Origin of the sequence: Kitasatospora sp. NPDC001603 (genome assembly GCF_040298365.1) — a bacterium.
Classification (GTDB): domain Bacteria; phylum Actinomycetota; class Actinomycetes; order Streptomycetales; family Streptomycetaceae; genus Kitasatospora.
Map to the genome: position 1 here is coordinate 66,670 of NZ_JBEPAA010000033.1, position 25,563 is coordinate 92,232.

Sequence of the window (25,563 nt, forward strand, 5' to 3'; positions counted from 1 at the left end):
CTGCGCGAGCGGCTCGCAGCGTACGCCGCCGACCTCGCGGCCCGATGCGACCGGAGCCCCTCCCTCACCCCGGACCCGACGACCGCGCGGCCGTGAAGGGCGACGGGCAAAGGTGCCGCCCCGTGACGGACCCGTCGTCACGCGGCCGCGTAGCTGGCCCGAAGGAGCGGGACCGCCCGGTCAAGGTCTTCCGCCGAGCCGAGCCGAGCCGATCCGCAGCTCGAGCGAGCCGCTGCCGTGGTGCCCGATATCGGTCACGTCACGGCTGAACCCCGCCTCCAAGGGAATGGACTTGGGGTCCACCCGACACCGTCGGCAGCCTCGACCCCGAGCCGACGAGCCACCAGCGCCTCGAACTCAGCCTTGTGGTCCCGCAACCAGGCAGAATAGAACAACGCCTGGTTGATCACGTTCTCGCTGCGCGAGCGCTTGTACTCGACCACCACCGGGCTGCCGTCCTCGTCGAGGCCCAGTGAGTCGATCCGGCCACCGTGGACCGGGCCGGTGGAATACTCCGAGGCGAGGAACCGCACGCCGAGCATGGTGGCCATGTTCTGCTCGATCAAGGTCTGGAGATGCCGCTCCAGCTCCACCTCCGAGCCGACAATTCCCTCGGCCGACCCGCCGTCAACCCGGAACAGGCGCAGACCCGTCAATTCTCCCCCTGCAGCCAAGCGATCATGGTGACAGTCATCGTCGGTATGTGTCATCTATCGGCGGGAGTCGCAACACTGTGACTGCCGCAGGTAGTTGTCACCGTGGCCTTTGCCCTGACCAGCGCAGGTACCAACTCTATTTGCTCTGAATGCGCCTAGCTACAGGGGATACGTGTCACTTGGGTACACGATCTTGGGGAAGGGCGAGGGATCTGTGGGCGCCGGGGGAAGCGCGGGTCGTCGTCTCCGATCGGGTCGGCGTGTCCTTGCCGGGTCAACGTCATAGCTGGCGAACGAGACCGCACTGGCAGCAAGGGCCCAGTCCGCCCCGCCCCTCGGTTGGCATGTCGCCTGCGACCGACTGGACCAAGGGTTCTGGTCGGTCTTCGTAAGCACGGCGAGTGCAGCTGCGGCCGCCGCAGCGGCAGATCGCTGCGTTCACGGGTGCGTGTTCAGTGCCCTGCCGGGATGTGCTGGAGGCGATACCCGGGTAGGTGCTGTACAGGAGGGACGTTGATTGCGGCGAGGAGGGCGCCGTGGAGTGGTTTTCCGACGCGGACTACTGGCTGGGCAGGCTGCTGTTCCAGCGGGGTCTCGCGGTGGTCTACTTCGTGGCGTTCCTGAGTGTGGCTGCTCAGTTCCGCGGCCTCATCGGGGAGCGCGGTCTGCTTCCCGCATCGGAGTTCGTAGCGCGCGTCCGGTTCGTGAAGGCACCCAGCGTCTTCCACATACGTTGCTCGGACCGCTTCCTCGCCACTGTGATCTTGATGGGTGTGGCCCTGTCGGCCGCCCTGGCTGCGGGCGCAGGGGATGCGGTGCCGCTGTGGGCGTCCATGCTCATGTGGCTGGCCACGTGGGTGGCGTATCTGTCGATCGTTAATGTCGGCCAGACGTGGTTCGCCTTCATGTGGGAATCGTTGCTGGTGGAGACCGGCTTCCTTGCGATCTTCCTCGGCAACGGGGACGTCGCCCCGCCGGTGCTGGTGCTGTGGCTGCTGCGCTGGTTGCTCTTCCGCCTGGAGGTCGGTGCCGGGCTGATCAAGCTGCGCGGCGATTCCTGCTGGCGCGATCTGACCTGCCTCTACTACCACCACGAGACGCAGCCCATGCCGGGACCGCTCAGCTGGTTCTTCCATCACCTGCCGAAACCCGTCCACCGGGTGGAGGCCGCCGCCAACCACCTCGCGCAGCTGGCGGCACCGTTCGCCCTCCTCGCCCCGCAGCCTGCGGCGAGCGCTGCCGCCGCCTTCGTGATCGTCACCCAGCTGTGGCTCATCGCTTCCGGCAACTTCGCCTGGCTCAACTGGCTCGCCGTAGTGCTGGCCCTGTCCGTCCTCGGCACTGATGCCACGGGCCGTGCCGTTGGCCTGCCCACAGCTCACCACTTCTCGGGCACGCCGAGGTGGTACGAGGGACTTGTGCTGGCCGCCACCGTGCTGCTCGTGGCGCTCAGCTACTGGCCGGCCCGGAACCTGGTCTCCCGTCGCCAGATCATGAACGCCTCATTCACGCCCCTACATCTGGTCAACACCTACGGCGCCTTCGGCTCCATCGGCCGGGCCCGCTACGAGATCGTCGTTGAGGGTACCGACGACCGGGGGATCGGCGCGACGACGGTGTGGAAGGAGTACGCCTTCAGAGGGAAGCCGGGCGATGTGCGCCGCCGCCCCCCGCAGATCGCGCCGTACCACCTGCGACTGGATTGGCAGATGTGGTTCGCGGCCATCTCACCGGCCTACGCGGAGCCCTGGTTCCCGCGGCTGCTGGCCGCTCTCCTCGACAACAACACCGAGATCCTCCGACTGATCGGCACCAACCCGTTCCCCGAGACCCCTCCCGTCTTCGTCCGCGCCCGCCTCTACCGCTACCGCTTCACCGAGTGGCGCGATCTGCGTGCCACCGGTGCGTGGTGGCACCGCACCCTCCTGGGCGACTACGTCCCTCCGGTCACCCTGGCCGACCGGGCCACAACGCTACGCCACTGACGACGGCGCTGCCCGCCGTGATCGTTCTGCCAGGGCAGGAGCTGTGGGCCAGATCGTGGCTGAGCTGCTACGCGCCGTACTGTTCTTCGTCGCGCAGCTGTTGATACATGTGCCGTTGTTGCTCGTTCGGATGCTCGGGCACGCGGACGGCCAAGCGTCACCGCGTTTTTCCCCGCCCGGCCGGGCCCGGTATGTGGATGACCGTGCCCGGCTGGGTGCCGGGCGGTACGTCGATCCGGGTGTCGCCGTCGAGGGTTGGGACGGCGCAGGGTTATGGACTCGGTGTGCTCGACCTCTCCTGTCGCGTCGCATTCGGGGCACGGCCGGTCGATGACGGTGCCCCTGCCCGAGCAGGCCGGGCATTCGGCGACCTGGCGCTTTCGGTGTTCGGAGGTCTCCTGGCCCAAGCCATGGCAGCGGTCGCACTCGCGCGGCGCGCTGCCCGGGGCTGCGCCCGTGCCGTGGCAGCTGGTGCACGGGCCGGGCCGCCGGATGGTGGCGGTGTGCTCTGCTCCGGCTAGGAGGGTGGTCAGCGGGACGGTGAGCGGGGTCGCGATGTCCGCGCCGCGCGGCGGGCGGTGGCTGGCCGGCGTGCCGAAGAGCCGCTCGAACAGACTGCCGGCCGCCCCGACCGGGCATCGGGCCGCCCGCGAAGAGATCGCCGAGGTCGATCCCGGCCAGCAGGTCGTCGGCGGAGACGCCCGCGAGGCCGGCGGCGCCATACCGGTCGAAGCCGGCGCGTTTGCCTGGGTCTCCAGCCTCGCTCAGCGCCCGGGCCGGTGCGCCCTTCCCGCCGTCGCCGTCAGCCCGTGCCGCGCGGTCCCAGTCGTAACTGGATCTCCACCTCCGGGCCGCGCCGGATCATCCCCTCCTCCTCCGCGTGGAACAGCTCCCCGAGGACGCGGACCACGCTGAACGCGACGTCCGGGGCGCCGAGAACGTCGGCGGTGATGCCCCCGGGCAGAGTGATCGGACCCTGGTCGGCGCGAGCGCTTACGGGGTCGAACGTCTGCGACCATACCGCCGGGAGTTCGGAGTCGGCAGCGCCCGCCGTGGTGCCCGGTCTCATGATCGGCGGATCCTCCCACACGTTGGCCTGGTGGGATTCACCCCGGCCAGTGTGGGTGGGAAATGAGATCTCCAGCGCGTCGAGCACCGCTACGGCCACCTCTCGGGGGCCGTCGTGGAGGCGAACCAGTACATGACCGGCCGGCAGGGGCATACCCATGCAGTGGCGCTCCTTCCGGTCGGCTCCGAGAATCAGGAAGTCGTGATCGCCGGTGCCGCACGGCCGTCGCGTCCGCCGATCGGCACAACAGTGGTCCCCAGGCTGGCATGCGTCGGGGACATCGCGGGGGATTCGGCTCCCTGAGTCGGACGCCGTGTCGGCCCGGGCGGTCGCTCAGTACCGGCACCGACACGGATCCCACCGTGCCCGCCCGACATCCCGGGGCAGGCTCGGACTGGCCACGGCCATGTCTCCACCGTACGCCCGACCGACCGGGGGCGGCCGCACGGATCGGTCACCTCCAGCCGGCACCCCGGTCCCGGCGCCGGAGGCCCGTTTGTCGACTACATGACCGTCCATCACACGGTGCTCGGCGCATATCCTGGCTGCCGTACCCACTCGAGTACGTGTCGAATTACCACCACCGGACCCGGAGACGAATGGGCACCCCGAGTAGCTGGGAGTCTCAGGTGTGCAGGAGACTGTTGCGGCCGTCGTGGCCGTCGGCGGTCTCCTCGTCGAACCACCAGCCATCCGCGGCCAGGTAGCGGAAGGCGAACTGCTTGTCCAGCGGAAGGTCGATGGTGACCGCGCGGGAGCCGTCCTGGCGGGGATTGAATCGGTGAGTACCGGGCCGCCAGCTGTTGAAGTCCCCGACCACGCTGGTCTCTCCGGCGGGGTGGCCCGGGGGGAGGACGAATGTGACCGCGGTCTGGTCCTTGTCGCGAGTGCGTTCCAACACGGGCCATCAACTCCGTTTCATGGCTCATTCGGACGATGTGTCTGTGGTCGATCCTCGCTTCACCGCTGCCGTGTGGCTGCGGCGGCACGACGATCCGTCAGCACCGCAACCCGGACGGAGCATTAGAGATCCCGGCGGCCGGACGCACGGGCCGCGACGTCCCGCTCGGTTTGGCATCGTGTCAGCTCCGCGAGCGGCGTGCCATGCCTCGGCGGGTGGCCGGCTGTCGGGTGTCAGGTGTTGGGTTCGGCGGCGCTGATGTCGGCGAGGGCGGAGGCCCGGTCGCGTTCGAGGGCCAGGTCGCCGAGCGAAACGATGCCGACCGGCCGGTCGTCGATCACGACCGGCAGGCGGCGCAGGGCGTGGCTGCGCATGAGGTCGATGGCGCGCTCGATCTCATCGTCGGGGCTGACGCTGATGATCTCGCTGCTGCAGATCTCGCCGGCAGTGCACCGGTCGGGATCCTTGCCCTCGGCGAGGGCGCGCACAACCAGGTCACGGTCGGTGACCAGACCGCGCAGGCGGCCATCGTCGGTGACCAGGACATCGCCGATATCGGCGTCCCGCATGCGTAGGGCCGTGTCGTGGACCGTGGTCTGCTCGCCGACGGTGACCAGGCTCTCGGTCATGATGTCGCGGATCTTCTGCTTCATGGCGGTGCTCCTGATGCTGGGATGGCCGGAGACAGCGTGGTGATGGACGGCTCCATGAGGCGCCTGCCCCTCCGGCGCCGGGGAAAACGGGAGGCCAGCCGCAGGGCTCTCGCTCCGCCACCGCCCGATTCCCCTGACTGGCCCCTTCCTCCTGCCAGTGGAACACGCACGCTCGCCGGCCGACGAGTGGAAGACGCACGGCGGGGTAACCGCTCAGGCGCAGTCCTGGTCTATCCGAGGAGGCTGCGATGCCTACCGACATCATGCGAAGGATGCCCCTGTCCCCAGGGTGGCCTGACTGGTCCGAGTGGTTCGAAAGCTTCCCCTTCGGTCCGCGCACCGGTCAGCACATGATCCGGACTGAGGAGTTCGAGAAGGACGGCGCGTACGTGGTCCGTGCCGAGCTGCCGGGGATCGACCCGGACAAGGACGTCGAGATCACCGTCCAGGACCGTACCCTCACCATCCAGGCCGAGCGCACCGAGGAGAAGAAGGAAAAGCACCACTGCGAATTCCACTACGGCACGTTCGTCCGCGCCATCAACCTTCCGGCCGAGGCGATGGAGGAGAACATCACCGCGACGTACGACAAGGGCGTGCTCACCGTGACCGTTCCCATGGACGCCGAACGGCCGACCGCCCGGCGCATCGAGATCAATCGCTGAACAGGTCATCGAGAGCCGCCCGCCTTCCGCGTTCGGGCGGGCAGCTCCTGTCGGCCTCAATCGAGATGGAACAGCGGGCCCGTGACCGTCAGTCCGAGACTGTGGCCGGTGTGCGCGAAGAACGCGATCAGCATCAGCGAGGCCCCGCACAGCGCCATGTCCTTCATGAAGTGGATCATCTCCATCTGGCGTGCCTGCCCCTCGCTCTCCCGCCAGAACGCGTGCATCGACACCGCCGCGGCGGCGAGGAAGATCGCGAGGAGCACCGCGCCGAGGTCGGCCCAGATCCCGAGCAGTACGCTCAGGCCCCCGGCCAGGAGTACCACGCCGGACAGCACGGTCGCGGCTTTCGCGGCCGGGACGCCGCGGGAGGCCGTGTAGCCGACCATGGCCTCGGTCTTCGTCAGGTGGTTGACAGCCGAACTCAGGAACAGTACGGCGAAGAGGATCCGGCCGATGAGAACCAGGGCATTCATAGCTTCCTCCCGGAGTGGCTCAGGCCGCCGATGGCCACAGCGTCCAGTCTTGGTCGCACGCCGGAAGCGCCAGGCGAGAGCACCGTGGCGGAGGGGTTCATCGGTCGCATCCGCTGGTGGGAGTTGGTTCGGGCTGCGGGACATCGCCCGTGAGTCCGGTCTGCCGTTCGGTGCTGGTCAGGAGGGTGAGTGCCGCTGCGGCCGCGGCCGCGGTGGGCATCGCCTCGTTCACTGCGGCAAGAGCGCCCTGGCGGTCGCCTGCCATCCAGCGCTGCCAGGCGTGTTCGGCGAGGTCGCGCAGCGCGGCGAGCCGGCCGGCGGCGACGGCCCACTCCGAGTTCGGCGCAGGCGGCGGATACGGCGGGGGCTCCGGGCCGGGGACCGGTGGAGCCGGCGGTCCGTCGCCGGGCGTCGGCTGCGGGGTGGGGATCGGGCCCGCAGGGCGCGCGTCCGGGTCCTTGGGAACGGGAATGGTCATCGGTACTCTCCTCCGGCCGTGCCGACGACACGGCCTCCCCGCTGCGATCGCGGCTCGTTCAGGCGCCGAGAGCGGCGCGCAGCTGGTCGTGGTGGGCGGCGAGCCAGGTGGCGAAGTCCTGAAGCAGCGGGTTGAGTTCGCGGACGGCGTCCAGGTCGCGGGCGTGGATGAAGCGCTCCTCGCAGTCGGCGTAGTACTGGAACATGTTTCCGGCCTCGTCGGCGCCGGGGAAGTCGAGCCTGCGGTAGGCGTCGGGGGTCATCGGCAGGTACTGGACCGGTTCGCCCAGCTCTGCGGTGAGGGCCTTGGCCATCTCGGTGAGCGTCAGGTGCTCGCCGGCGATGCTGACGGTGGCGCCGATCAGGTCGGTGCCGCGTTTGAAGATCTCCAGGGCGGTGCGGCCGATGTCCTCGACGGCGATGCCCGCGAGGCGGCTGGTGCCCATCGGCAGCGACAGTTCCAGGACGCCGTTCTCGCCACGGTGAGGACTGAAGTGTCCGAGCAGGTTCTCCCAGTAGAAGGTGGTGCGCAGATAGGTCGTCGGGACGCCTGCGTCGGTGAAGTAGTGGTCGGCCTCGGCCTTGGCGTCGAAGTGCGGCACCTTGTACCGCTCCTGCAGGGTGGGCATGCGGTCGTCGTCGAGTGGGATGTAGTCGCGGGTGTCCTCCAGGGTGGACCAGATCGCGTGCTGGATACCCGCGTGGCCGGCCGCATTGGCCAGCGCGGCGGCCTGCGCCTTCTCGCGCACGGCGGACATGTGCTCCCAGAAGTTGGTCACCAGGTAGGCGCCGTACGCTCCGTCGAAGGCGGGTGCGAGGCTCGCCGGGTCGTCCATGTCCGCGCGCACCACCTCGGCGCCGAGCCGCTCCAGTTCCCTGGCCTTGTCCGACTCCGGTGTGCGGGTGACGGCGCGGACCGCGAACTCGCCTTCCTTCTCGGCGACGATCGCCCGCGCCAGGGCGCCGCCCTGGGAGCCGGTCGCCCCGAACACGGTGATGATCTTCTTCTCCGTCATGGCTCCTCCCTCACCGGTCCTGCCGGCTTCAGGGTGTCCGCCGGACCGGGACGATGCCCGGCTCGTGGACGGCGACGGCGTCCGCCAGCGGGACGCGCACAGTGAGGATGCCGTCGCGGTACCCGGCACTCACTGCACTGGCTCGAACGGGCGCCGGCAGGCGGAGGAGCCGCTCGAGGGAGCCGTACCGGAACTCCGATCGCTGCGCCTTGCGCTTGTCCGCGCTGTGTTCGGCGCTGACCGCGAGGACGTCGTCATTGACGGTGACCGTGATCTCCCGCGGCTCCAGACCGGGAAGCTCGGCGCGCAGTACATACGTGCCGTCCGCCAGGTCCTCTTCGATGGCGATCGGGTGGCGGTCGTGCGTGCCCCAGCGCAGCGGGGTGGTCGGGATGCCCTCCTCCATCCGCTCGACCGGGTCGGGCAGTTGGGTGTTCGGGAGCAGTGCCATTGACTGGGTCATCATCACGGCCTCCCTTCTCCACGGCGGAATCCGTGTTCCGCCTATTCGCGTGTGCTCCGGACGGGCCTGGGAAAACGGGCAAGCCGCACGGAGGTGTGGACCGCATGTCCTATGCCGAGTCGGTGCGATCGGACTCGGAGGAGCTGGGGCTTGGCCGGTCCGGGGTGGACGGTTGTTCGACCGCCACCTGGGCCGGGCGCAGCAGGACCTCGCCGAGCCGGTAGCCGGGGCGCAGGATCTGGGTGCAGGTGGGGCGGTCGACCTGGTCCGATTCGGTCGAGGTGACGGCCTCGTGGAGGGTGGGGTCGAAGGCTTCGCCCGCCGTGCCGACCTGCTGCACCCCGAGTGCGGCCAGTTGCTCCTCAAGGCTCCTGGCGACGGTGTCGAAGGCCGCCGCGGTGTCCTGGTGGGCACGGGCGCGGTCGATGGTGTCGAGGATCGGCAGGAGCGTGCGGAGTACCTCGGCTACCGCACTGGTGTGGATGGCGAGGCGTTCGCGCTGGACGCGCCGGCGGAAGTTGTCGTACTCGGCCTTCACCCGCTGCAGGTCCGTGGTTCGCTCGGCGAGCGTGGCGCGCAGCGACTCGCCGCCGGCTTCCGCGGGAGCCTGGCCGGGCGAGGGCGCGGCGCCGCCGCCGAGCAGGGCGCTGGCGGGTCCGCCGGCGCCCTGCTGGTCACTGTGCTTGGCGGGGCGCTCCTCAGCGCCGGGCCGCAGTTGCAGGGTGTCCGGGTCGATGCGCCGCTTGTCGCGGATGACCACCGGCGGGCGCTGCTGTTCGGTGTTCTTGCTCGGCCTGGATGGGGTGGTCATGCGGCGCCTCCCTTGTGCTCGTCCTCATCCACGATCTCGGCGTCCACGACCTCCTCTTCCGAGCCTTGCGGGCCGGTCGCACCGCCTGGCGCTCCAGGGGTCTGGGCGTAGAGGGCCTGGCCGAGCTTCTGGCTGACCTGGGAGACCTTGTCGCTGGCCGCGCGGATCGCGCCGGTGTCCTCGCCCTTCAGCTTCTCTCGCAGCTCCGTCAGGGCCGTCTCCACCTTGCTCTTCACATCGGCCGGGACCTTGTCCTGGTTGTCGGTGAGGAACTTCTCGGTGGTGTAGGCGAGTTGCTCGCCCTGGTTGCGGGTCTCGGCGGCCTCCTTGCGGCGGCGGTCCTCCTCGGCGTGCTGCTCGGCTTCCCGGATCATGCGGTCGATGTCGTCCTTGGGCAGGGCGGAGCCGCCGGTGACGGTCATCTTCTGCTCCTTGCCGGTGCCGAGGTCCTTCGCTCCGACGTGCATGATGCCGTTGGCGTCGATGTCGAAGCTGACCTCGATCTGCGGCAGGCCGCGCGGCGCCGGGGCGATGCCGGTCAGCTCGAACATGCCGAGCTTCTTGTTGTACGCGGCGATCTCCCGCTCGCCCTGGTACACCTGCACGGTCACTGAGGGCTGGTTGTCCTCGGCGGTGGTGAAGACCTCCGAGCGGCGGGTCGGGATGGTGGTGTTGCGCTCGATCAGCTTGGTCATGATGCCGCCCTTGGTCTCGATGCCCAGGGACAGCGGGGTGACGTCGAGCAGCAGGACGTCCTTGACCTCACCCTTCAGCACGCCTGCCTGCAGCGCGGCGCCGACGGCCACCACCTCGTCCGGGTTGACGCCCTTGTGCGGATCCTTGCCGGTTAGCTTCTTCACCAGGTCGGTGACGGCCGGCATCCGGGTGGAGCCGCCGACCAGGATGACGTGGTCGACGTCCGAGACCTCGATCTTGGCGTCCTTGACGGCCTGATGGAACGGTCCCTCGCAGCGCTCCAGCAGATCAGCGGTCAGCTGCTGGAACTGCGCACGCGTGAGCTTCTCGTCCAGGTGCAGCGCGCCCTCGGCGGATGCCGTGATGTACGGCAGGTTGATCGTGGTCTCGGTCGCGGCGGACAGCTCGATCTTCGCCTTCTCCGCGGCCTCGCGGAGCCGCTGGGCTGCCATCTTGTCCTTGGACAGGTCGATGCCGTAGCCGTTCTTGAACTGCTTGACCAGGTGGTCGACGATCCGCTGGTCCCAGTCGTCACCGCCCAGCTGGGTGTCACCGGAGGTGGCCTTCACCTCCACCACGCCCTCGCCGATCTCCAGCAGCGACACATCGAAGGTGCCGCCGCCGAGGTCGAAGACCAGCACCGTCTGGTCGTTCTCCTTGTCCAGGCCGTACGCCAGGGCAGCCGAGGTCGGCTCGTTGATGATCCGTGCCACCTTCAGGCCCGCGATCTCGCCGGCCTCCTTGGTGGCCGTGCGCTGGGAGTCGTTGAAGTACGCGGGCACCGTGATCACCGCGTCCGTCACGTCCTCACCCAGATATGCCTCGGCGTCGCGCTTCAGTTTCTGCAGCACCCGCGCCGAGATCTCCTGCGCGGTGTACCGCTTGCCGTTGATGTCTCCCTTCTCCGGGAAACGCCAACCGCTCTCGCCCACGTGCCGCTTCACCGAGCGAGCCGTGCGATCCACATTGGTCACGGCCTGCCGCTTGGCGACCTCGCCGACCAGCACCTCACCGCCCTTGCCGAACGCCACCACCGACGGGGTGGTCCGGGTGCCCTCGGCGTTGGCGATGACGGCCGGCTCGCCGCCCTCCAGCACGCAGACCACCGAGTTCGTCGTTCCGAGATCGATACCGACTGCGCGTGCCATCGCCGGCCTCCTCTCCTGCCATCCCTCCCGTCTTGCCTCAGCAGGAGGGATAAAACCTGAGTCTCATAGCATCAAGAGTAAGTCGATGGCTGCGGCTAGAGGAAATCTGTAACGTGGAAGTGAGGTTTCAGCGAGCGCCGAGGTGAGGTCGCGGTGGTGGAGCTGCCCATTGATGACGCGGACGCCGCGCTGTACACGGTGGGGCAGGTCGCCGCGATGCTGCACGTCCAGGTGGCGTTCCTGCGGCGACTGGACGAGCTGGGCGCGGTGGTGCCCGTGCGCTCGTCGGGTGGCCAGCGGAGATACTCGCGCCGGGAGATCAACCGTGTCGCGGCCCTGATGAAGCTGATCGGCGAGGGACTGACCCTGGAGGGCGCGCGCCGGGTGCTCGATCTCCAGGCCCGAGTGGAGGAGCTGGAGGCCGACCTGGACCGGGCCCGCGGCCAGTGACGTGGGCCACGGCCCGCCGGAGTTCAGGCGGCGGTGGCGGCGAGGTCGGCGCGGCCGAACAGGAGCGCGTAGCCGCGGGGCAGATGGTTGAGGAGGCGGTTGGTGAGCCGGTCGCCGCCGAGGGATTCGAGGGCGGCAAGGACAGAGGAGGCGTCCCAGCGGGCGCTGGTGGGGCTGGTGTTCAGCGCTCGGGCGACGGCTTCGACGAAGGCGGGCGCGGCAGCGGGTTCGGGCAGGGGGATCTGCGACGCGAAGACGGCGCGGGCCCGCTCGGGAAGCATGACGGCCAGCTCGCAGCGTTCGTCGCCGCCGAGTTGGGAGCCGAGAACGGCCAGGACCGCGTCGAGAACGCGTTCGGCCTCCTCGTCGCTGGGGTAGCGGCCAAGGGTTCGGACCTGCTGGATCAGGCGGCGGTGCCGGGTCATGGCGGTGGCCTTCCGGGATGGGCCGCCGCGGCGTGGGTGGCGGCACGGAAGCGGTCAGGGTCGGTGGCCGGTGGCAGGGCGGCCGAACAGGACGTCGTAGCCGGGCGGCAGCTGGAAAAGAACGCGCTCCATCAGGTCGTCGCCGGCGGCGTCGGCCACCGTGGACAGGACGGCTCCGATGTCCCACACGGCGGTCTTCTCGGTGGCGCCCTCGATCCAGGCGGCGGTGGCGCTCACGAACCGTTCGGGACTGAGCGGTTCGGCGGCCTGCAGGGGGTTGAGCAGGATCAGGGCGAAGGTCTCGGGCAGGCGGGCCGCGAGCTTCGCGCGCACGTCGCCGACCAGATGGGCGCCGAGCAGGGCCAGCACGACACGGGCCGCGCGTTCGGCGTCCTGGGGTGTGTTGTACTCGCCGCGTTCCTGGACCCGGTCCAAGAACGCCTCCCATCGAAGAGTCACCGCGAATCCTCCCTTCGTCCCGGCACGCTGCCGGGACGTGCGGGGCAGGTCAGGGGCTGGCGGCCAAGCGACGACTGAGGCCTGTGAGTCTGAGCAGCCTGTCACGGGCCTGCCGACTCCGCGCAGGACGAGCCGCCCGCCGTGCTGATCGGCCTGCGCGGGCCTGGACGAGAACGCCCAGGCCCGAGCATTCCATGAACGTCACCTACGGCCGGTTGAGCAACCTCCCGGTGCGCCTCAAGCGCGGCGGCCAGCCGATGGCGAAGCCGTGGCGCGGTGGCGAGGTCGATCGCACCGTCGGCCAATCACTACCAACGGTGCCGGCCACCCACCGCGCATGGCGTCGTCGGCCGCTGCTGCGCGTGCCGGACGGGGGGATGCGGGGGTGTTCCGGGCCGCCCACTCGCGGGGTGCGGGCGGCCCGGAACGGCGCAGGGACGCGGTCAGGCCTTGATCTCCTTGCGGCTTCCGCTGTGGCCGATGGCGATCTTACGGGGCTTGGCCTTCTCCGCGACCGGGATCTTCAGGGTCAGCACGCCGGAGTCGTAGTCGGCGGTGATCCCCTCGGGGTCGAGCGTGTCGGAGAGCATGACCTGCCGGGAGAACACGCCGAGCGGACGCTCGGACAGCTCCCACTTCACGTCGTCGCCCTCGTGACGGGGACGCCGTTCGGCCTTGACGGTCAGCATGTTCCGCTCGACATCGATGTCGATCGCGTTCGGGTCCACCCCCGGCAGGTCGAAGCAGATCACGTACTCGTCGCCGGCGCGGTAGGCGTCCAGCGGCATCGGGGTCGGCCGCGACCACGTGCCGGTCGTGCCGAAGAACTGCTGGGTCAGCCGGTCCAGCTCGCGGAACGGGTCGGTGCGCATCAGCATCGCGAAACACCTCCACTGGTTGATGGGAGCCAGTGCGCTTTCACCTGAAACCGTTCTAACATGTCATCCATCCGATGACAAACACGCGAGTCACCTAAGGAGTGACAACGATGCGAGAGCGGCCCGAAGCACCCGGCGCCGGCGGCGGACCGCCGAGCCCGGCGTCCTTCCTCGCCGCCGCCGCGGCGCTCGCCGCCATGGACGAGGCCGTCCGAACCGCCCACGACACCGAGGCAACGACCCCGCCCGCCACTCAGGCCGGCCCCGAGCAGGCACTGGCCGCCCTGCTCCTGCTGCGCGAGCTGCGCACCGAGCTCGCCGGCTGGGAGGCCCCGCTGGTGGAGGCCGCCCGCGCTGCCGGAGCCACGTGGGCAGACCTTGCCCAGCCCATGGGCGTCGCCAGCCGCCAGGCCGCCGAGAACCGCTACCTGCGCCTCAAGCCCGCAACCGGCCCGGCCGCACCCACCGGCGTGGGACGGGTCAAAGCGGTCCGCGACCGGCGCGCCGCCGAACGCGCCGTCACCGACTGGGCCCGTGCGAACGCTGCCGACCTGCGCCGGCTCGCCGCCCAGGTCACTGCCCTGACCGACCTCGCCCCGGCTGCCCGCCCCGCGCTCGACCACCTCCACACCGCGCTCGGCGCCCCGGACGCCGCCGAACTCCTCACACACCTGGCTGCCGTCCGCCCCCATCTCGGCACCCGTCATCCCCGCCTCGCCCACCGCCTCGACGACCTCGCCCAGCACGCCGAGCAGCTGCGCCATGACAGTGACCACCGGCGAGCCTGACCCCCTGGCCGCCGCCGAGGAGCGCTAGCACTGGATCGAGGCCCAACTCGCGGCCCTCGGGCGCCGAATGCGGGCAGACAGTGGCGCCGCCATCGCCTCGCTGGACGACTGCCTCGCGCGCCTGGACGCCCTACGCCAAGCTCTCCGCACGTCCTGGGCGCAGGCCGAACAGGACATCGCGCCGCAATCCGGGGCCGGCGCGACGCATCACACCGCAAGGCACTGAGGGAGCCGTCTCACCGAGTGCACGCGTAGGCAGAAGCCGTTGAGCCGGCCGAGAGGGTCTCGCTCGCCCGATGGTGTCGCGGCTTCAGGGCACGGCGGATCACTTGCGCCGTCGCTCGGTCAGCCCGACCGGCGGGATCTCACGACCGGCATGTAAGAAGTGCTCGCTCCGCCGACCCGGCGCAGGAGCCGGAGACCGGCCCGGGCCGACCCCAACGGTGGCGCGAGTGACCACACCGGCGCGGACGCAGCCCGGCACCCGGGCCTGCCAGGGGTCCTCGCGCCGGGCCGCGTCCGCGTCGATCAGCTGGCGATCTGCTTCTTCTCGCCGCTGCTCTTGATCTCGATCTTGCGTGGCTTGGCGTGTTCGGCCACCGGGATGCGGATCGTGAGCACGCCGGCGTCGTAGCCGGCCTCGATCTTGTCGAGCGCGAGCATCTCGCCAAGGAACACCTGGCGGCTGAAGACACCGTAGGGCCGTTCGGCGACGACCATCTCGCGGTCCTCGATCTCCGGTGCCGGCCGCTCGGCCTTGACCGTCAGCACGTTCTGCTCGACGTTCAGGTCGATGCTCTCGGGCGCGATGCCGGGCAGATCGAGCCGGATCAGGAAGGATCCGTCGCTCTCATACGCATCCATCGGCATCGCGGCCGGCCGGGCCGTGGTGCCCAGCAGCTGCTGGGTGAGCCGGTCGAGCTCGCGGAACGGATCGGTTCGTATCAACATCACGGGTCACTCTCCTCGTGGGTCGGTGACAGCGATGAGGCTCTCGCGGGAGTCCAGCCACCAGCGCATATACCCGCATCTCAGGCATCTTGACAAGTGCTGGCCAAGGTTCTATCCAGATCTATAAGGAGGTTTGCCGGGGTCGCCCGGGAGGTGGGCCGCCATGACGGGATCGCGAGACCGACGCGATCACTACGCGGTGCTGGGAGTGGAACCCACGGCGTCCGCGCGGCAGGTCACCTCGGCCTATCGCTCCCTGGTCCGGCTGCTGCACCCCGACTCCCGCCCGGTCGAACCGGGGGCGGCGGAGCGACTCGGTGCGGTGGTCGCCGCCTACGAGGTCCTGCGCGATCCCGAGCTGCGGGCCGCCTACGACGCCGAACGGCCCGGCCCGAGGTCCGGCCGGGCTTCGGCCCGTCCCCGGACCGCGGGCCGACGGGTGTCCGTACGAGTCGTCCGGGAAACCGGTGGGGCGGGGCCTGTACGCGCTGCGCCGACTCCCTTCGGCGGCCCGATGCCGCGAGCAACCGAACCGCTTGTTCGGGCGGGTCCGGTGCGGATCGCACCGCTGGGCGGGTCCGCGTGGGCGCGCGATGATCCCGGCGACCTCTGGGAGTGGATACTGCACCGGCTGCGGGAGGTGGACCCATGGCTGTGAACGGCAACGACTTCCGCACCTCCGTCTCCCGGTGGGACGGCCAGGCCACCGTCGCGGTCACGGGCGAGATCGACCTCGCCACCGCCGCCGAGCTGGAGAGCCGCGTCAAGGAGTGCCTGGCGCGCCGGCCCAGCCGCGTCGACCTCGACTTCGCACAGGTGAGATTCTGCGACTGCTCGGGCGCGCACGCCCTGGAACGGCTCCACCGCCAGGCGCAGGAGGAAGGCGTCATCCTGAAAGTCACGGATGTGCGAGCCCCGATCGTCGCCCGGCTGTTCGGCCTTCTCGGCCTCGCCGACCTGGTTGAACCTGAAAGACACCGGGCCGCGTACCGCGGCGCTGCCACGACGCGCACACGCGCTCCAAGGCGCCGATAGCGCGAGCACGGACCGCTCCAGGACCATCATCCCGGCTGCCGGGTCAGGCTTCCGGGATCGGCCCCGTGTAGATCAGCTCCGCAGCGGTGTGCTGCGCCTGGCGCAAATGGGTACCGGCGCGTTCGATCGCCGCTATCGCGCATCCCAGCTCGAAGGCGACGTCAGCCTGTTTCCGCACCGGAGTCGGCGGATTCTCCAGGACCGCGAGGTGCTCCGGGGCGATCGCGTTCAGGCCCGCCGCGAGCTGGTGCAGTGCGCGGGGAAGCTGCTCCAGCAGGCCCGCCAGCGCACCGATCGTGTGATGGACGTCCGTCGGATACGGATAGGCACTGATCCGGTCGGTGCACTCGTTGAGGCGGCGGATCTCGTCGGCGGCGGCCACCGCGATCTCGCGCGGCATTCGCTCCGTCGGCATCACGCGACCTCCTTCTCGCCCGCGCTCCATGCGGCGCAGTGCCGGTACTCAGGCGTGGGCCGGAACGCCCGTCCATCGGCCGCCGGGCCGGGCCAGCGGCTTCTCGGGCTCTGGCTTCGCCCCGGGGACATCCCCATTGCGCCCGCCCGCCGCGACAGTGGCCCGGCTCACCGCCGTGCGCAGGTCGGCCACCGTTCGCGGCGCCTCGGTCGAGTGGACCGCGATGCGCGCGAACCGAGAAGACCGGCGCAGGTCGACACTCACCACGACGTCCGTGAACGGACGCAGGGCCACGAAGTCCCGGCCACCAGGATGCCGCCACACCCCCAGGCACAGCCGACCAGGGACCAGCAGACCACTCTCGCGAACTCCGCGAACAACCCGCCACGGCTGCCTGGCGATCGTGACCTTCTCCACCGCCGTCAGCGGCACCCGGACCGGCCCCGACCGCGTCACGAGCCGCTCCCACCAGCGCAGCCGGACCACCAGGTCCGCGCCTTCGACCCTCAGCCTCGCCATCGCCTCACACCCCCTCTGCCGCGTCAGCGTCGACCTTCACCCGCTCACCGTCCGCATCAGGCGCTCCGAGCTGCGCTGGCTGAGTATGGGCCTGTGCGTCGAGCGGCGGCGCACCGTGGCGCTCCGGCCGATGACTCGCGGCGTCGGCAATCCGTTGACGCGGTGTGCCGACCAGGCCCGGCGGCGTCGGAATCGATCGGCGGGCGAGAATGCGTCCCACCCAGCGGCGCCCGCACTCGGGGCAGGGCGGCGCCCCCTGGGGGGTGTAGGGCGAGTCCACCGCTATGCCGTCCCGGGAAAAGTACTCCCAATCCCGTCCGTCGTCATCGCGGTAGTGCTGGACGTCGTAGTCCATGCTCCACTGGTGCCAGCAGTGGCCGCAGGTGAACTCCACGCGTTCCAGGGCCAGTTCCGTGATCACTGTCGACACCTCCTTCGTCGACACGATTCACCACTCAGCTCAGGCGACCGCTGCGCCGGCACGGCATCCGGCCGGCCGCAGGACAGCACCCCATCAGTCCGTATACCTCCAAACCGGTCGTCGACACAACCGCAGAACGAGGTTTCCTTGAATCGGACGTGCAGGTTGTCTCTAACGTCACGATCCTTGAGCGTAAGGAGATTCCACCATGGCTGAAGGAAACGTTGAGGTCTGGTATTCGGAGGCTGGCCAGGGGTTCATCCGGGACGACGCAGGCGACGGGCTGGATTTCTCCCTGGATGACCTCTTGAACCCCGACGAGTCCCTGACTTTGCGCCAAGGGGACAGGGTCAGATACAGAGTCGAGGAGGGCACGCATGCGACCGCGGTGGAGAGGGCCTGACCCCACCGCGCGTGGGATCGTCGGGGCACGGTCACCTGAGTGGATCACCACCCGGACGAACGCGTCCCTGACGCCGCTGGCGTTAGCGGCCGGACGGGCGGGCATCGGCAGAGTGAGGAAGGAGACCTTCGCACGGGGTGGTGGGCCCGGGTGCCGTGGAGACTGCGGTTGACCCTCCTGGGCGTGGGCGCGATGAACTCACCGCGCTTCGCACCGGCTGGTCTGCTCGTCGGATACCGCGGTAGGCGGGTGGCATGCGACGCCGGCCCAGGTGCCGACCCGCCGCCACGGCTCGATGCCTGGCTGGTCACTGATGAGCAGGCCGAACTCCGCGGTGCTCTGCGCCGGACGGCGGCCGAGCGCGGGACCGTCGTCACGATGGCTGATCTGGAGCTGGGTGAGCTGCGGATCAGCGCTCTCCCGGTGCTGCACACCTCCAACCCGACGTGCGGATACCGCATCGAGGCGGGCGGAAGGACGGCGGTGTGGGCGCCGGAGTTCTGGGAGTTCCCGGCGCGGGCGGCGGGCGCGGATCTGATGTTCGCCGAGGCGTCCGGCTGGGACCGGCGGATCCGCTTCCGCGGCGGCGGCGTCGGCGGCTGGCGCCGCCCGCGTTGTCCTTGACGCCACCGGCTTGACCTTGCCGTAACGTCAGCTTCTACCGTCGAAGACATGGGCCGGAGAGACCAGCCCACGAGAGCGAGATGGATGGCGCCATGGCCTGGTCGATCGCGGAAGTCGCCCGGATGTCCGGGGTCACCTCCCGGACGTTGCGGCACTACGACGAGATCGGCCTGCTCGCCCCTGACCATGTCGGGACGAACGGCTACCGCTACTACGAGGTGGACCAGTTGCTGCGGCTGCAGCAGATTCTGGTCCTGCGCACGCTCGCCGCAGAAGCTACGGGGTGGCGAACATCCCCTGGCCGCAGGATTCGCCAAGGGCATTCCCTCGCCGGCGGAGTATCCGGGCGCGATCGGCCGAGGCACGATTGAAGTCGGACAGTCCCCCACGCCGGAAGGAGGCCCACGCATGTCCAACCGGCATGGTCAGCACTCAAACATCGTCGGCACATCGGTTCTACGGACGACCAGCAGCCGGATTCCCGGCTGGGCAGTGGTCTGCTGCCTTCACGGCGAGGTGGACCACGACCAGAAGGAGAAGCTGGAATCCAGCCTCGCCGAAGCCGTCAAGGCAGGCCAGCCACGGCTCATCGTCGATCTATCCGGCCTGACCTTCTGCGACTGCGCCAGCCTTAATGCTCTCCTACAGACCCGCCAGGACGCCGAGGCGGCCGGAGAACGGCTGATTCTGGCCGCACCCTCACCCCCGGTCCGGCGACTGCTGGAGATCACCGGAACCGACGAGGTGTTCGCCACCTGCGACAGTGTCCGTGCCGCCCTCGCCACTGCCGGTACCGGACCGCCCGCGGGTTGAGGAGCGGCCGTGGATACTCCCTGGCGATACGCGATCACCCTGCCCGGCACCCCCGGTTGCCACGCCCCGGCGCGGGTCATCGTCGTCCACGCCACCGGTGAGACCAGGAACGGCGAGGCGGTGTACGCCGACTCCGCCGGGACCTTCCGCGTCACGATCGCCCATGGGGTGGCCGAACCACTCGATGTCCCAGCCAGCCATGGTCGGCATACCTGCCTGCATGCCTACCCGCTGCCGTGATGGTCTCCGGCGTGGATGCCAGCCGATCAACCGGTTGGCATTTCCAACGAGAGCGCTTCGGTTGATACCGCCCGGCGGCGCCCGAGTCCGGCGGTCAGCGCCTCCCACACCGGATCCGGCTGGCCGGGCACCGTCCGCCCATCCTTGCGCCACGCAGCGGCCAGCTGCGAGTAGATCGGCGCGTCGGGGAAGTGGAGAACCGTTCCCGCAGCCGTCTGCCGGGCTGAACTCCGTGTCACCGTCGTCATGCCAGGAGAACGAGTACGGCCCAAGTCCGGGCACGGCGCTGCCGCACGTCGCCCCTGGGTAGGCAGAGTCTTTCACCGCTCGGCGAAGGGCCATCAGTGCGGCTGTGCGAGCGGTTAGGGCCGTCGGCGGAATGACTGCAGCGCCTCGCCGGGCCGGAAGTCCAGTGCCGTCAGGAGCCGGATCGCAGCGCCGTCGTCCTCCTCGGAGTCTGCGTCGTTTTCGCGGACCCAGGCGGTCATTTTCCCGGGCGTGATGTTCCGCTGCCACGTCCAGGCACTGTTCAAGCAGGTGGCGGCCCAGGCCCCGACGGCGGTGGTCCGGATGGGTAGTGATCCATCGCAGGGCGGCTGCCTGGTCCGCCGCCCGGTCGACCGTGGCCTCGCAGACGATCGTGCCGTCAAGGTGGCGCAGTTCCAGGTGCCAGCCGGGCGGGTCGGTCCGGTCGGTGACGGAGGCAATGGGGTAGGTGGCGGGGCCGGGGCAGTCGTCGAGGGGGCGGTGGAGGCCCTCCCAGCTGTGGTGGGTGGAGAATCCGGCTGCTTCGAGGGCGGTGCGGGTAGCGGGCCGACGCCGTACGGCCAGACCGGGCGGGCTGACGGGGGCGAACGGCGGCGGGCCGGCGAAGGCTTCCACAGCCCGGCTCGGCCCGAGCGCCGTGAGGGCCCTGTCGATCAGAGCGGCGGCCACGGCATGGTCTTCGCGGCAGTGAAGCGCCAGGATCTGCCCCGCATCGTCACCGGGCGGCAAGGCGAAGATGACGACTCCGGCGACGCGACCGGCAGCGTCCTGCGCGACCTCCAGACGCGGAACGAGCAGGTCCCGGCCGGCATGTCCGCCTGCGAGGATCGGCGCGTCGAGGGCGCCCGGCGTGATGTGCGGCTGGCCGGGCAGCCGATCGGCTTCGATCAGGGCGAGCACCTGGTCCCGATCCGCCGCCTCATACGGCCTGATGGGCAGACGGCTCGCCTCAATACCCATGCTGATCGCCCCCACTGCTCGCTTGGCCGCCGGTCCTCCACAGAGTGCCGTCCGCATCCGGCTGGCGCCAGAGCGCCCGGCGTGCGGCAGCGGCGGGATCCACCCGTTCGGGGTAGTCGAACGGGTGGCTGGCGGCGTTCACCCGCGAAGAGTCCCGGGCTGGCGGTGCCTGCGCCGCGGGGGTTACCTGGCAGGGCAGTCCCGTCTTCAGGGAGGTCCCGTTGTACGAGATGCGTGCTGAATGCGATCCGGCCAAGCCCGACTTCGTCCTGATGTGGCACGCGCTGCCCAAGGATTCGGCTGGCCTGACGCTGTGCGGCCGTCTGCTGCCGCCAAGTCCGGCCGTGGTGAAGCCGCAGGATGCGCCGACCGACCGGTACTGCCCGCCCTGCATTGCACTGGTCGGACAGGCCATGGAGTCCACAGCTCACTGAGACGAACGCCCACCGGCGTCACCCGCTACAGGCGCACGACCACGAGGGCAGTGTCGTCGGCGCCGCGGCCGTCCGCCGCGCCGAGGTCGGCGAGGACGGCGTCGGCCAGTGCCTGCGGGGCCAGCGACCGGTGCCGTGCGGCGCTGGCGGTCAGCCGGGCGAGTCCGGTGTCGATGTCCTGGCCGCGGCGTTCGATGAGTCCGTCGGTGTACAGCAGCAGCGTGGCCCCGGGCGCGTAGTTCACGGTGGCCTCGGATCTGGTGGCGGATTCCGTCCATGCGCCGAGCGGCGGGTCGGTGGCGGCGCCCAGCAGGCGCACCGTCGCGTCGGCCTCTACCAGGACGGGCGGCGGGTGGCCGGCGCTGCTGTAGGTGATGCGACGGGTGGCGCGGTCGATGACGGTCTGCACGGCGGTGGTGGCCAGCGCCCCTTCCAGGGTGAGCGCGTACCGGGCGAGGGTTTTCAACGCGAGTCCGGGCCGCAAGGTCGCGCGGATCGCGGCGTTCAGGGCGGCGTGGAGCTGGCCCATGACGCCTGCGGCCTCGACGCCGTGGCCGACCACGTCGCCGACCGCGACCGCCAGGTGCTGCTGGTCGAGGTCGACGATGTCGTACCAGTCGCCGCACACGTTCGCGGTTGCGGTGGCGGGCCGGTAGCGGACGGCGGCCACGGGACGGCAGGATTCGGGCACGGTGGGCAGCATCGCCCGCTGCAGCGTCATCGCCACTTCGCGTTCGCGGGCGTGGGCCTGGCGCAGTTGCTCGTTGAGGTCCTGCAGTTCCTGGGCGCGGGTGAGCAGGTCGGCGGCCATCTGTTCCTCGTGGGTCAGCTTCCGACTGGGCGTCTCCCCGGGCTGGTGGGCCATGAGCTGGCTAACCAGGGCGGTGACTTCCTCGACGCGGTGGATGATCAGCGTGACGTTCCCGTCCTGGTCGAGGACGGGGGTATTGACCGGGCTCCAGTACCGTTCCTCGAACACACCGGGCCGGTCCGGTACCTCCAGGTCGTACTTCTGCAGCGCCATGCTGTCGCGCTGGCCGGTCCGCAAGACCCGTTCCAGGGAGGCCCGCAGCGCCCGGGGGCCCGTGGCCTGCGGGTCGGCAGGGTTGTCGGGGAAGGCGTCGAAGACGTTGCGGCCGATCAGTTCGTCACGGCCGCGGCCGGCGACGCGCAAATAAGCCGTATTGGCGGCGGCGATGACCAGGTCCCGGGTCATGATCATCGTGGGGGTGGGCAGGGCCTCGAACACCGCCGCGAAATCGACATCCGGCCAGGCCACACTGCTTCCCTCGACGACACCGCTGGGTGGTGACGCCACTGTAGCCCGGCCGCCCGCCAACACCCGGAACTGCTCGCGCCGGTCGCTTCCGTGTCGGTCCGGAAGCCGGCGGTAGGCAGGCCGCCGATCATCCGACCCAGAGCCGGGCCCAGGCAGGGCTGTCGATCGCCACGCTGAGCCGTTGGTCCTACAAGTTATTGCTTCTGGTCCGGCCTTTCGGAAGCAGCTGCGCAGGGCGGTCGGGATTCGTGAACCGCCCCGGGTTCGGTGGGGACTCGATTTCGTGTAAGGATTCGAGTCATGGCACGCCCTTCCTCCTACCCACCTGAGCTGCGCCGTCGTGCGGTGCGCATGGTTGCCGAGGTCCTCGGTGACTACCCGAACGAGTCGGCCGCGCTGCGGGCGGTCGCCGAGAAGCTGGGCATTGGCTCGGCCGAGACGCTGCGCAACTGGGTGCGCCGGGACCAGGTCGACTCCGGGCAGCGCCCGGGCACGACCACGGAGGAGTCCGCGCAGGTCAAGGCGATGAAGAAGGAGATCGCCGAGCTGAAGCGGGCGAACGAGATCCTCAAGGCCGCGGCTAGTTTCTTCGCGGCCGAGCTCGACCGGCCACACCAGCGCTCGTAGCGTTCATCGACGAGCACCGGGGCCGCTTCGGCGGCGTCGAGCCGATCTGCCATGTGCTGACCGAGCACGGCTGCAGCATCGCCCCCTCCACCTACTACGCCTTCAACACCCGCCCTCCTTCAGCGCGTTCAGTGCGCGACGGAGAACTGAAAACGCTGATCAAGCATGCCTTCGAGGTCAACTTTCGCGTCTACGGCGCCCGCAAGATCTGGCACGAGCTGAACCGCCAGGGACACGCCGTGGCCCGCTGCACCGTCGAGCGCCTCATGCGCGAACTCGGCATCACCGGCGCGGTCCGCGGCAAGCGCGTGATCACCACTGTTCCCGGCGGGCAAGTCGACCGCGCCCCCGACCTGGTCGAACGCGACTTCGTCGCCGGCGCCCCGAACCGCTGCTGGGTCGCGGACTTCACCTACGTCAAGACCTGGGCCGGGATCGTGTACGTCGCCTTCGTCGTGGACACTTTCTCCCGCCGGATCGTCGGCTGGTCCGCGGCCACCGTCAAGCAGACGGTGTTCGTCCTGGACGCGCTGGAGATGGCGATCTGGCAGCGCGACCGCGACCAGAACCCTGTCGTGCCAGGCGAGTTGGTCCATCACAGCGACGCGGGAAGTCAGTACACGTCGTTCCGCCTGGCCGAGCACCTCGAAGCAGCGGGCATCGCGGCGTCCATCGGCTCGGTCGGCGACGCCTACGACAACGCCCTCATGGAGAGCACGATCGGGCTGTTCAAGACCGAGCTGATCAAGCCCCGGCGACCCTGGCGCACACTCTCCCAGGTCGAGCTCGCCACAGCCGAATGGGTCGACTGGTACAACCATCGCCGACTTCACGGTGAGATAGGCCACGTCCCGCCCGTCGAGTACGAGACCAACTACTACCTGGCAACCACAAAACCACTGGTCACAGCCATCATCTGAGCTCTCTACCGAACCCGGGGCGGTTCAGCGATCAGCCCGGTCTTGCCTTGCCAGCGGTGCCGCCGCCCGTTTGACTTGGCTTGGGTGCCTGCTTGTCGAGCGGCGCCAGGGGGAGGCGATGAGCAGATGTTGATCGACAGTACGGTCATGGCGCCTGGCGATCGGGCGGAGGCGATTCGCGAGGTGATCTGGAGCAGTGTGGTGCGGGTGGAGATCACCCATCAGCCCGACCCGCGGCTCATCCGCACATCAGGGGCGATCGGCCGTGTCGGGCCGTTGACTGTCTGCTCGGTGCGGGCCAATGCCACCGTGGTCCGCCGTACTCCCGCACTCGCCCGGGACGACATGGAGCCGAGTGTTTTCGTCGGGCTGCAGGTCACTGGCAGCAGCATGGTCGTACAGGACGGCCGGGAGGCTGTGCTGCGGCCCGGCGACATGGCGCTGTACGACACCACGCGCCCTTACACGCTACTGAACAGGGACGGGATCCATCAGCACTACTTCCGTATCCCGCGCGCTGAGCTCGCCCTACCGGAACGGCTGTTGAAGCTGGTGACCGCGGTTCCGTTCGGCCGCCGGGACCCGCTAGCGGACCTCACCGCCACGTGCCTGCGGCGGATCGCGCGCCAGCAGGCCCGGGCTGCGGCGTCTTCCGCCCACGGCCTGGAAGCGGCGGGCAGGCCAGGCATCGAGCTGCTGCGCGCTCTCGTGACCGAAGCCCACTCCCTGCACGACTACAAGGTGTCACGATATTTTGACAGTGGGTAGCCGGAATGCGGACCTGGATCACTACAAGATCAGCCATATCCCGGCCTACTCCTGTAAAGCGGAGCATCCGGGGCGAATCGTTTTGCCTCATCTACGCAAAAAGCCGGACTGTCCGACATCCCGCGAGTTCCCCTGAGCTCCGCTGAGTCCCTGGGCCGTACGGCCAGGGGGATTCGCTTACCGCTGGTACCCGCCGGACGCGGATCGACAGGCCGCCTCGCCTGGCTGCCGGTGAGTCGATTCCTGCGCTCGGAGTCGACCCAAGGCAGCCTCCGGCGCTGACAGGACCCTGTTGGCGACGCCGGCCTGCCGGGTGCCACTGGGCAGGCCGGCGTCGCCATGTTGATGCGCCGCCTCCGACGAAGCTGCGCCAACCCGCGCCGCCACCACAACACGACGGCGGTCTCCGAGAGTAATCGAAGAAGACGGCCGTCACTCCCCGCAGCCGATCATCCAGTCACCGAATCGGAGTCCAAGGTCCCAGGTAATCCGCGTAATGGACCTTGCTGTTCCCGTCGAGCTGGGCGGTGTAGCGGGCCACTACGCGGCCCTCAGTGTCCACGACGTCAATGCTCGCCGGGACGGTGTGCCCTTCGCCGATGGACAGGACAGGCACACCGTTCACGTAGGTCGGTTCCAAACCGGGCGCCTCCTCGGACGCCGGGGTGGGCTCCGACTGGAACGCGGCCGGACCCTTTGAGTTGGGTGTGAACTGCTCAGCCATGTTGCTCCTCCATGCCGTCGGCTCCGTGCCGACCCTCTGAGAGCATCCCATGTCTAAGAGGTCCTAACAAAGGCGTTGGACGTGGCGGTGAGTGATCAGGCAGGCGGCGAGGCCGAGGAAGGCCTCGTGCATGTCGTCGCGCCGTTC

32 protein-coding genes and 3 pseudogenes are annotated in these 25,563 nt (G+C 69.5%); 14 read left to right on the top strand and 21 right to left on the bottom strand.

Annotated features, from left to right (window positions below; translation table 11 throughout):
* Nucleotides 1–296 precede the first annotated feature (296 nt).
* Nucleotides 297–656: pseudogene (locus ABT263_RS21330) on the bottom strand (DUF5655 domain-containing protein); the annotation flags it as partial.
* A gap of 536 nt (nucleotides 657–1,192) precedes the next feature.
* Between ABT263_RS21330 and ABT263_RS21335 the strand changes: the two are divergent.
* Nucleotides 1,193–2,641 carry a lipase maturation factor family protein gene (locus tag ABT263_RS21335; protein WP_352292196.1) on the top strand — a complete coding sequence of 483 codons (1,449 nt, stop codon included), beginning with the start codon at nucleotides 1,193–1,195 and terminating at the stop codon, nucleotides 2,639–2,641.
* Here the strand turns inward: ABT263_RS21335 and ABT263_RS21340 are convergent.
* From ABT263_RS21340 to ABT263_RS21355, 4 genes are all read right to left on the bottom strand, one after another.
* Complete coding sequence (locus tag ABT263_RS21340) at nucleotides 2,590–3,363, bottom strand: zinc finger domain-containing protein (RefSeq protein WP_352292198.1); 774 nt, start codon at nucleotides 3,361–3,363, stop codon at nucleotides 2,590–2,592. The two genes, ABT263_RS21335 and ABT263_RS21340, sit on opposite strands and share 52 nt — an antisense overlap.
* Before the next feature lie 80 nt (nucleotides 3,364–3,443).
* On the bottom strand, nucleotides 3,444–3,869 hold the full coding sequence (locus ABT263_RS21345; protein WP_352292200.1) for a hypothetical protein: 426 nt from the start codon (nucleotides 3,867–3,869) through the stop codon (nucleotides 3,444–3,446).
* Between the two features lie 466 nt (nucleotides 3,870–4,335).
* A complete protein-coding gene (locus tag ABT263_RS21350) occupies nucleotides 4,336–4,611 on the bottom strand; it encodes an isoamylase early set domain-containing protein (RefSeq protein WP_352292202.1) in 276 nt (91 codons plus the stop codon).
* A gap of 233 nt (nucleotides 4,612–4,844) precedes the next feature.
* Nucleotides 4,845–5,264 carry a CBS domain-containing protein gene (locus tag ABT263_RS21355; protein WP_352292204.1) on the bottom strand — a complete coding sequence of 140 codons (420 nt, stop codon included), beginning with the start codon at nucleotides 5,262–5,264 and terminating at the stop codon, nucleotides 4,845–4,847.
* 248 nt (nucleotides 5,265–5,512) lie between these two features.
* Here ABT263_RS21355 and ABT263_RS21360 point away from each other — a divergent pair, with 248 nt between their 5' ends.
* A complete protein-coding gene (locus ABT263_RS21360) occupies nucleotides 5,513–5,929 on the top strand; it encodes an Hsp20/alpha crystallin family protein (RefSeq protein WP_352292206.1) in 417 nt (138 codons plus the stop codon).
* A 56-nt stretch (nucleotides 5,930–5,985) separates the two neighbouring features.
* Here the strand turns inward: ABT263_RS21360 and ABT263_RS21365 are convergent, their stop codons facing one another.
* The 6 genes from ABT263_RS21365 to dnaK all read right to left on the bottom strand — a co-directional run bounded on the left by ABT263_RS21365 (nucleotide 5,986) and on the right by dnaK (nucleotide 11,016).
* The gene (locus ABT263_RS21365; protein ID WP_352292208.1) at nucleotides 5,986–6,405 is read right to left on the bottom strand and encodes a DoxX family protein; all 420 of its coding nucleotides are present in this window, start codon (nucleotides 6,403–6,405) and stop codon (nucleotides 5,986–5,988) included.
* A 97-nt stretch (nucleotides 6,406–6,502) separates the two neighbouring features.
* Entirely contained in the window at nucleotides 6,503–6,883 is a 381-nt protein-coding gene (locus ABT263_RS21370; protein ID WP_352292210.1) for a hypothetical protein, read from the bottom strand.
* 58 nt (nucleotides 6,884–6,941) lie between these two features.
* Nucleotides 6,942–7,898: an NmrA/HSCARG family protein gene (locus ABT263_RS21375; RefSeq protein ID WP_352292212.1), complete on the bottom strand. Its 957-nt coding sequence runs from the start codon at nucleotides 7,896–7,898 to the stop codon at nucleotides 6,942–6,944.
* Nucleotides 7,899–7,926: 28 nt separating this feature from the next.
* Nucleotides 7,927–8,364 (bottom strand): Hsp20/alpha crystallin family protein, encoded by a 438-nt coding sequence (locus tag ABT263_RS21380; protein WP_352292214.1) that lies wholly within the window; start codon nucleotides 8,362–8,364, stop codon nucleotides 7,927–7,929.
* Nucleotides 8,365–8,470: 106 nt separating this feature from the next.
* Nucleotides 8,471–9,172, bottom strand: coding sequence for a nucleotide exchange factor GrpE (gene grpE, locus ABT263_RS21385; RefSeq protein ID WP_352292216.1), 702 nt, complete (start codon nucleotides 9,170–9,172; stop codon nucleotides 8,471–8,473).
* The gene (gene dnaK, locus ABT263_RS21390) at nucleotides 9,169–11,016 is read right to left on the bottom strand and encodes a molecular chaperone DnaK (RefSeq protein ID WP_352292218.1); all 1,848 of its coding nucleotides are present in this window, start codon (nucleotides 11,014–11,016) and stop codon (nucleotides 9,169–9,171) included. Before dnaK ends, grpE begins: the two co-directional genes overlap by 4 nt.
* A 153-nt stretch (nucleotides 11,017–11,169) precedes the next feature.
* Here dnaK and ABT263_RS21395 point away from each other — a divergent pair, with 153 nt between their 5' ends.
* On the top strand, nucleotides 11,170–11,466 hold the full coding sequence (locus tag ABT263_RS21395) for a helix-turn-helix domain-containing protein (RefSeq protein ID WP_352292220.1): 297 nt from the start codon (nucleotides 11,170–11,172) through the stop codon (nucleotides 11,464–11,466).
* A 23-nt stretch (nucleotides 11,467–11,489) separates the two neighbouring features.
* On the opposite strand, the gene ABT263_RS21400 is transcribed toward ABT263_RS21395, so the two are convergent.
* The 3 genes from ABT263_RS21400 to ABT263_RS21410 form a co-directional block, all read right to left on the bottom strand.
* A complete protein-coding gene (locus tag ABT263_RS21400; RefSeq protein ID WP_352292222.1) occupies nucleotides 11,490–11,891 on the bottom strand; it encodes a DUF2267 domain-containing protein in 402 nt (133 codons plus the stop codon).
* Nucleotides 11,892–11,945: 54 nt separating this feature from the next.
* On the bottom strand, nucleotides 11,946–12,350 hold the full coding sequence (locus ABT263_RS21405; RefSeq protein ID WP_352292224.1) for a DUF2267 domain-containing protein: 405 nt from the start codon (nucleotides 12,348–12,350) through the stop codon (nucleotides 11,946–11,948).
* A 443-nt stretch (nucleotides 12,351–12,793) separates the two neighbouring features.
* Nucleotides 12,794–13,228 carry an Hsp20/alpha crystallin family protein gene (locus ABT263_RS21410; RefSeq protein ID WP_352292226.1) on the bottom strand — a complete coding sequence of 145 codons (435 nt, stop codon included), beginning with the start codon at nucleotides 13,226–13,228 and terminating at the stop codon, nucleotides 12,794–12,796.
* Between the two features lie 110 nt (nucleotides 13,229–13,338).
* Between ABT263_RS21410 and ABT263_RS21415 the strand changes: the two genes are divergently transcribed.
* The gene (locus tag ABT263_RS21415; protein WP_352292228.1) at nucleotides 13,339–14,016 is read left to right on the top strand and encodes a type III effector protein; all 678 of its coding nucleotides are present in this window, start codon (nucleotides 13,339–13,341) and stop codon (nucleotides 14,014–14,016) included.
* 528 nt (nucleotides 14,017–14,544) lie between these two features.
* Here the strand turns inward: ABT263_RS21415 and ABT263_RS21420 are convergent.
* A complete protein-coding gene (locus tag ABT263_RS21420; protein ID WP_352292230.1) occupies nucleotides 14,545–14,967 on the bottom strand; it encodes an Hsp20/alpha crystallin family protein in 423 nt (140 codons plus the stop codon).
* A gap of 163 nt (nucleotides 14,968–15,130) precedes the next feature.
* On the opposite strand from ABT263_RS21420, the gene ABT263_RS21425 reads away from it, so the two are divergent.
* Nucleotides 15,131–15,625 (top strand): J domain-containing protein, encoded by a 495-nt coding sequence (locus tag ABT263_RS21425; protein WP_352292232.1) that lies wholly within the window; start codon nucleotides 15,131–15,133, stop codon nucleotides 15,623–15,625.
* Complete coding sequence (locus tag ABT263_RS21430; RefSeq protein WP_352292234.1) at nucleotides 15,622–16,002, top strand: STAS domain-containing protein; 381 nt, start codon at nucleotides 15,622–15,624, stop codon at nucleotides 16,000–16,002. Before ABT263_RS21425 ends, ABT263_RS21430 begins: the two co-directional genes overlap by 4 nt.
* 43 nt (nucleotides 16,003–16,045) lie before the next feature.
* Here ABT263_RS21430 and ABT263_RS21435 read toward each other — a convergent pair whose 3' ends face one another.
* From ABT263_RS21435 to ABT263_RS21445, 3 genes are read right to left on the bottom strand one after another with little or no spacing between them, the layout of a single operon-like run.
* On the bottom strand, nucleotides 16,046–16,420 hold the full coding sequence (locus ABT263_RS21435) for a hypothetical protein (RefSeq protein WP_352292236.1): 375 nt from the start codon (nucleotides 16,418–16,420) through the stop codon (nucleotides 16,046–16,048).
* A gap of 45 nt (nucleotides 16,421–16,465) precedes the next feature.
* On the bottom strand, nucleotides 16,466–16,936 hold the full coding sequence (locus ABT263_RS21440; RefSeq protein WP_352292238.1) for a hypothetical protein: 471 nt from the start codon (nucleotides 16,934–16,936) through the stop codon (nucleotides 16,466–16,468).
* A gap of 4 nt (nucleotides 16,937–16,940) precedes the next feature.
* Entirely contained in the window at nucleotides 16,941–17,357 is a 417-nt protein-coding gene (locus tag ABT263_RS21445; protein WP_352292240.1) for a hypothetical protein, read from the bottom strand.
* Between the two features lie 208 nt (nucleotides 17,358–17,565).
* On the opposite strand from ABT263_RS21445, the gene ABT263_RS21450 reads away from it, so the two are divergent.
* The 5 genes and pseudogenes from ABT263_RS21450 (at nucleotide 17,566) to ABT263_RS21470 (ending at nucleotide 19,437) form a co-directional block, all read left to right on the top strand.
* On the top strand, nucleotides 17,566–17,760 hold the full coding sequence (locus ABT263_RS21450) for a hypothetical protein (protein WP_352292242.1): 195 nt from the start codon (nucleotides 17,566–17,568) through the stop codon (nucleotides 17,758–17,760).
* A 192-nt stretch (nucleotides 17,761–17,952) separates the two neighbouring features.
* Nucleotides 17,953–18,384 carry an MBL fold metallo-hydrolase gene (locus ABT263_RS38925; RefSeq protein WP_502885834.1) on the top strand — a complete coding sequence of 144 codons (432 nt, stop codon included), beginning with the start codon at nucleotides 17,953–17,955 and terminating at the stop codon, nucleotides 18,382–18,384.
* A 92-nt stretch (nucleotides 18,385–18,476) separates the two neighbouring features.
* Nucleotides 18,477–18,650 (top strand): annotated as a pseudogene (locus tag ABT263_RS21460) (MerR family transcriptional regulator); the annotation flags it as partial.
* Nucleotides 18,651–18,792: 142 nt separating this feature from the next.
* Nucleotides 18,793–19,197 carry an STAS domain-containing protein gene (locus tag ABT263_RS21465; protein WP_352292246.1) on the top strand — a complete coding sequence of 135 codons (405 nt, stop codon included), beginning with the start codon at nucleotides 18,793–18,795 and terminating at the stop codon, nucleotides 19,195–19,197.
* Between the two features lie 9 nt (nucleotides 19,198–19,206).
* A complete protein-coding gene (locus tag ABT263_RS21470; protein ID WP_352292248.1) occupies nucleotides 19,207–19,437 on the top strand; it encodes a DUF6296 family protein in 231 nt (76 codons plus the stop codon).
* A gap of 507 nt (nucleotides 19,438–19,944) precedes the next feature.
* On the opposite strand, the pseudogene ABT263_RS21475 reads toward ABT263_RS21470, so the two are convergent.
* A pseudogene (locus ABT263_RS21475) lies at nucleotides 19,945–20,721 on the bottom strand (GNAT family N-acetyltransferase); the annotation flags it as partial.
* 164 nt (nucleotides 20,722–20,885) lie between these two features.
* Here ABT263_RS21475 and ABT263_RS21480 point away from each other — a divergent pair.
* Entirely contained in the window at nucleotides 20,886–21,098 is a 213-nt protein-coding gene (locus ABT263_RS21480; protein ID WP_352292250.1) for a hypothetical protein, read from the top strand.
* Between the two features lie 25 nt (nucleotides 21,099–21,123).
* Here ABT263_RS21480 and ABT263_RS21485 read toward each other — a convergent pair whose 3' ends face one another.
* Nucleotides 21,124–22,377, bottom strand: coding sequence for a PP2C family protein-serine/threonine phosphatase (locus ABT263_RS21485; RefSeq protein ID WP_352292252.1), 1,254 nt, complete (start codon nucleotides 22,375–22,377; stop codon nucleotides 21,124–21,126).
* 300 nt (nucleotides 22,378–22,677) lie between these two features.
* Here ABT263_RS21485 and ABT263_RS21490 point away from each other — a divergent pair.
* A protein-coding gene (locus ABT263_RS21490) for an IS3 family transposase (RefSeq protein ID WP_352292254.1) occupies nucleotides 22,678–23,924 on the top strand; the annotation gives its coding sequence in 2 pieces (ribosomal slippage) (nucleotides 22,678–22,960 and nucleotides 22,960–23,924; 1,248 coding nt in all).
* Between the two features lie 126 nt (nucleotides 23,925–24,050).
* Nucleotides 24,051–24,692, top strand: a complete 642-nt coding sequence (locus ABT263_RS21495) for a cupin domain-containing protein (protein WP_352292256.1) — start codon at nucleotides 24,051–24,053, stop codon at nucleotides 24,690–24,692.
* Nucleotides 24,693–25,149: 457 nt separating this feature from the next.
* On the opposite strand, the gene ABT263_RS21500 is transcribed toward ABT263_RS21495, so the two are convergent.
* Nucleotides 25,150–25,416 carry a hypothetical protein gene (locus tag ABT263_RS21500; protein ID WP_352292258.1) on the bottom strand — a complete coding sequence of 89 codons (267 nt, stop codon included), beginning with the start codon at nucleotides 25,414–25,416 and terminating at the stop codon, nucleotides 25,150–25,152.
* Nucleotides 25,417–25,563 lie beyond the last annotated feature (147 nt).

Bases quoted from the DNA above. Each gene is read 5' to 3' on its own strand.
- ABT263_RS21340 (WP_352292198.1), bottom strand. From the start codon at position 3,363: ATGGCGCCGCCGGCCTCGCGGGCGTCTCCGCCGACGACCTGCTGGCCG.
- ABT263_RS21345 (WP_352292200.1), bottom strand. From the start codon at position 3,869: ATGGGTATGCCCCTGCCGGCCGGTCATGTACTGGTTCGCCTCCACGAC.
- ABT263_RS21355 (WP_352292204.1), bottom strand. From the start codon at position 5,264: ATGAAGCAGAAGATCCGCGACATCATGACCGAGAGCCTGGTCACCGTC.
- ABT263_RS21360 (WP_352292206.1), top strand. From the start codon at position 5,513: ATGCCTACCGACATCATGCGAAGGATGCCCCTGTCCCCAGGGTGGCCT.
- ABT263_RS21365 (WP_352292208.1), bottom strand. From the start codon at position 6,405: ATGAATGCCCTGGTTCTCATCGGCCGGATCCTCTTCGCCGTACTGTTC.
- ABT263_RS21370 (WP_352292210.1), bottom strand. From the start codon at position 6,883: ATGACCATTCCCGTTCCCAAGGACCCGGACGCGCGCCCTGCGGGCCCG.
- ABT263_RS21375 (WP_352292212.1), bottom strand. From the start codon at position 7,898: ATGACGGAGAAGAAGATCATCACCGTGTTCGGGGCGACCGGCTCCCAG.
- ABT263_RS21380 (WP_352292214.1), bottom strand. From the start codon at position 8,364: ATGATGACCCAGTCAATGGCACTGCTCCCGAACACCCAACTGCCCGAC.
- grpE (WP_352292216.1), bottom strand. From the start codon at position 9,172: ATGACCACCCCATCCAGGCCGAGCAAGAACACCGAACAGCAGCGCCCG.
- dnaK (WP_352292218.1), bottom strand. From the start codon at position 11,016: ATGGCACGCGCAGTCGGTATCGATCTCGGAACGACGAACTCGGTGGTC.
- ABT263_RS21400 (WP_352292222.1), bottom strand. From the start codon at position 11,891: ATGACCCGGCACCGCCGCCTGATCCAGCAGGTCCGAACCCTTGGCCGC.
- ABT263_RS21410 (WP_352292226.1), bottom strand. From the start codon at position 13,228: ATGCTGATGCGCACCGACCCGTTCCGCGAGCTGGACCGGCTGACCCAG.
- ABT263_RS21415 (WP_352292228.1), top strand. From the start codon at position 13,339: ATGCGAGAGCGGCCCGAAGCACCCGGCGCCGGCGGCGGACCGCCGAGC.
- ABT263_RS21420 (WP_352292230.1), bottom strand. From the start codon at position 14,967: ATGTTGATACGAACCGATCCGTTCCGCGAGCTCGACCGGCTCACCCAG.
- ABT263_RS21425 (WP_352292232.1), top strand. From the start codon at position 15,131: ATGACGGGATCGCGAGACCGACGCGATCACTACGCGGTGCTGGGAGTG.
- ABT263_RS21440 (WP_352292238.1), bottom strand. From the start codon at position 16,936: ATGGCGAGGCTGAGGGTCGAAGGCGCGGACCTGGTGGTCCGGCTGCGC.
- ABT263_RS21450 (WP_352292242.1), top strand. From the start codon at position 17,566: ATGGCTGAAGGAAACGTTGAGGTCTGGTATTCGGAGGCTGGCCAGGGG.
- ABT263_RS38925 (WP_502885834.1), top strand. From the start codon at position 17,953: ATGAACTCACCGCGCTTCGCACCGGCTGGTCTGCTCGTCGGATACCGC.
- ABT263_RS21465 (WP_352292246.1), top strand. From the start codon at position 18,793: ATGTCCAACCGGCATGGTCAGCACTCAAACATCGTCGGCACATCGGTT.
- ABT263_RS21495 (WP_352292256.1), top strand. From the start codon at position 24,051: ATGTTGATCGACAGTACGGTCATGGCGCCTGGCGATCGGGCGGAGGCG.
- ABT263_RS21500 (WP_352292258.1), bottom strand. From the start codon at position 25,416: ATGGCTGAGCAGTTCACACCCAACTCAAAGGGTCCGGCCGCGTTCCAG.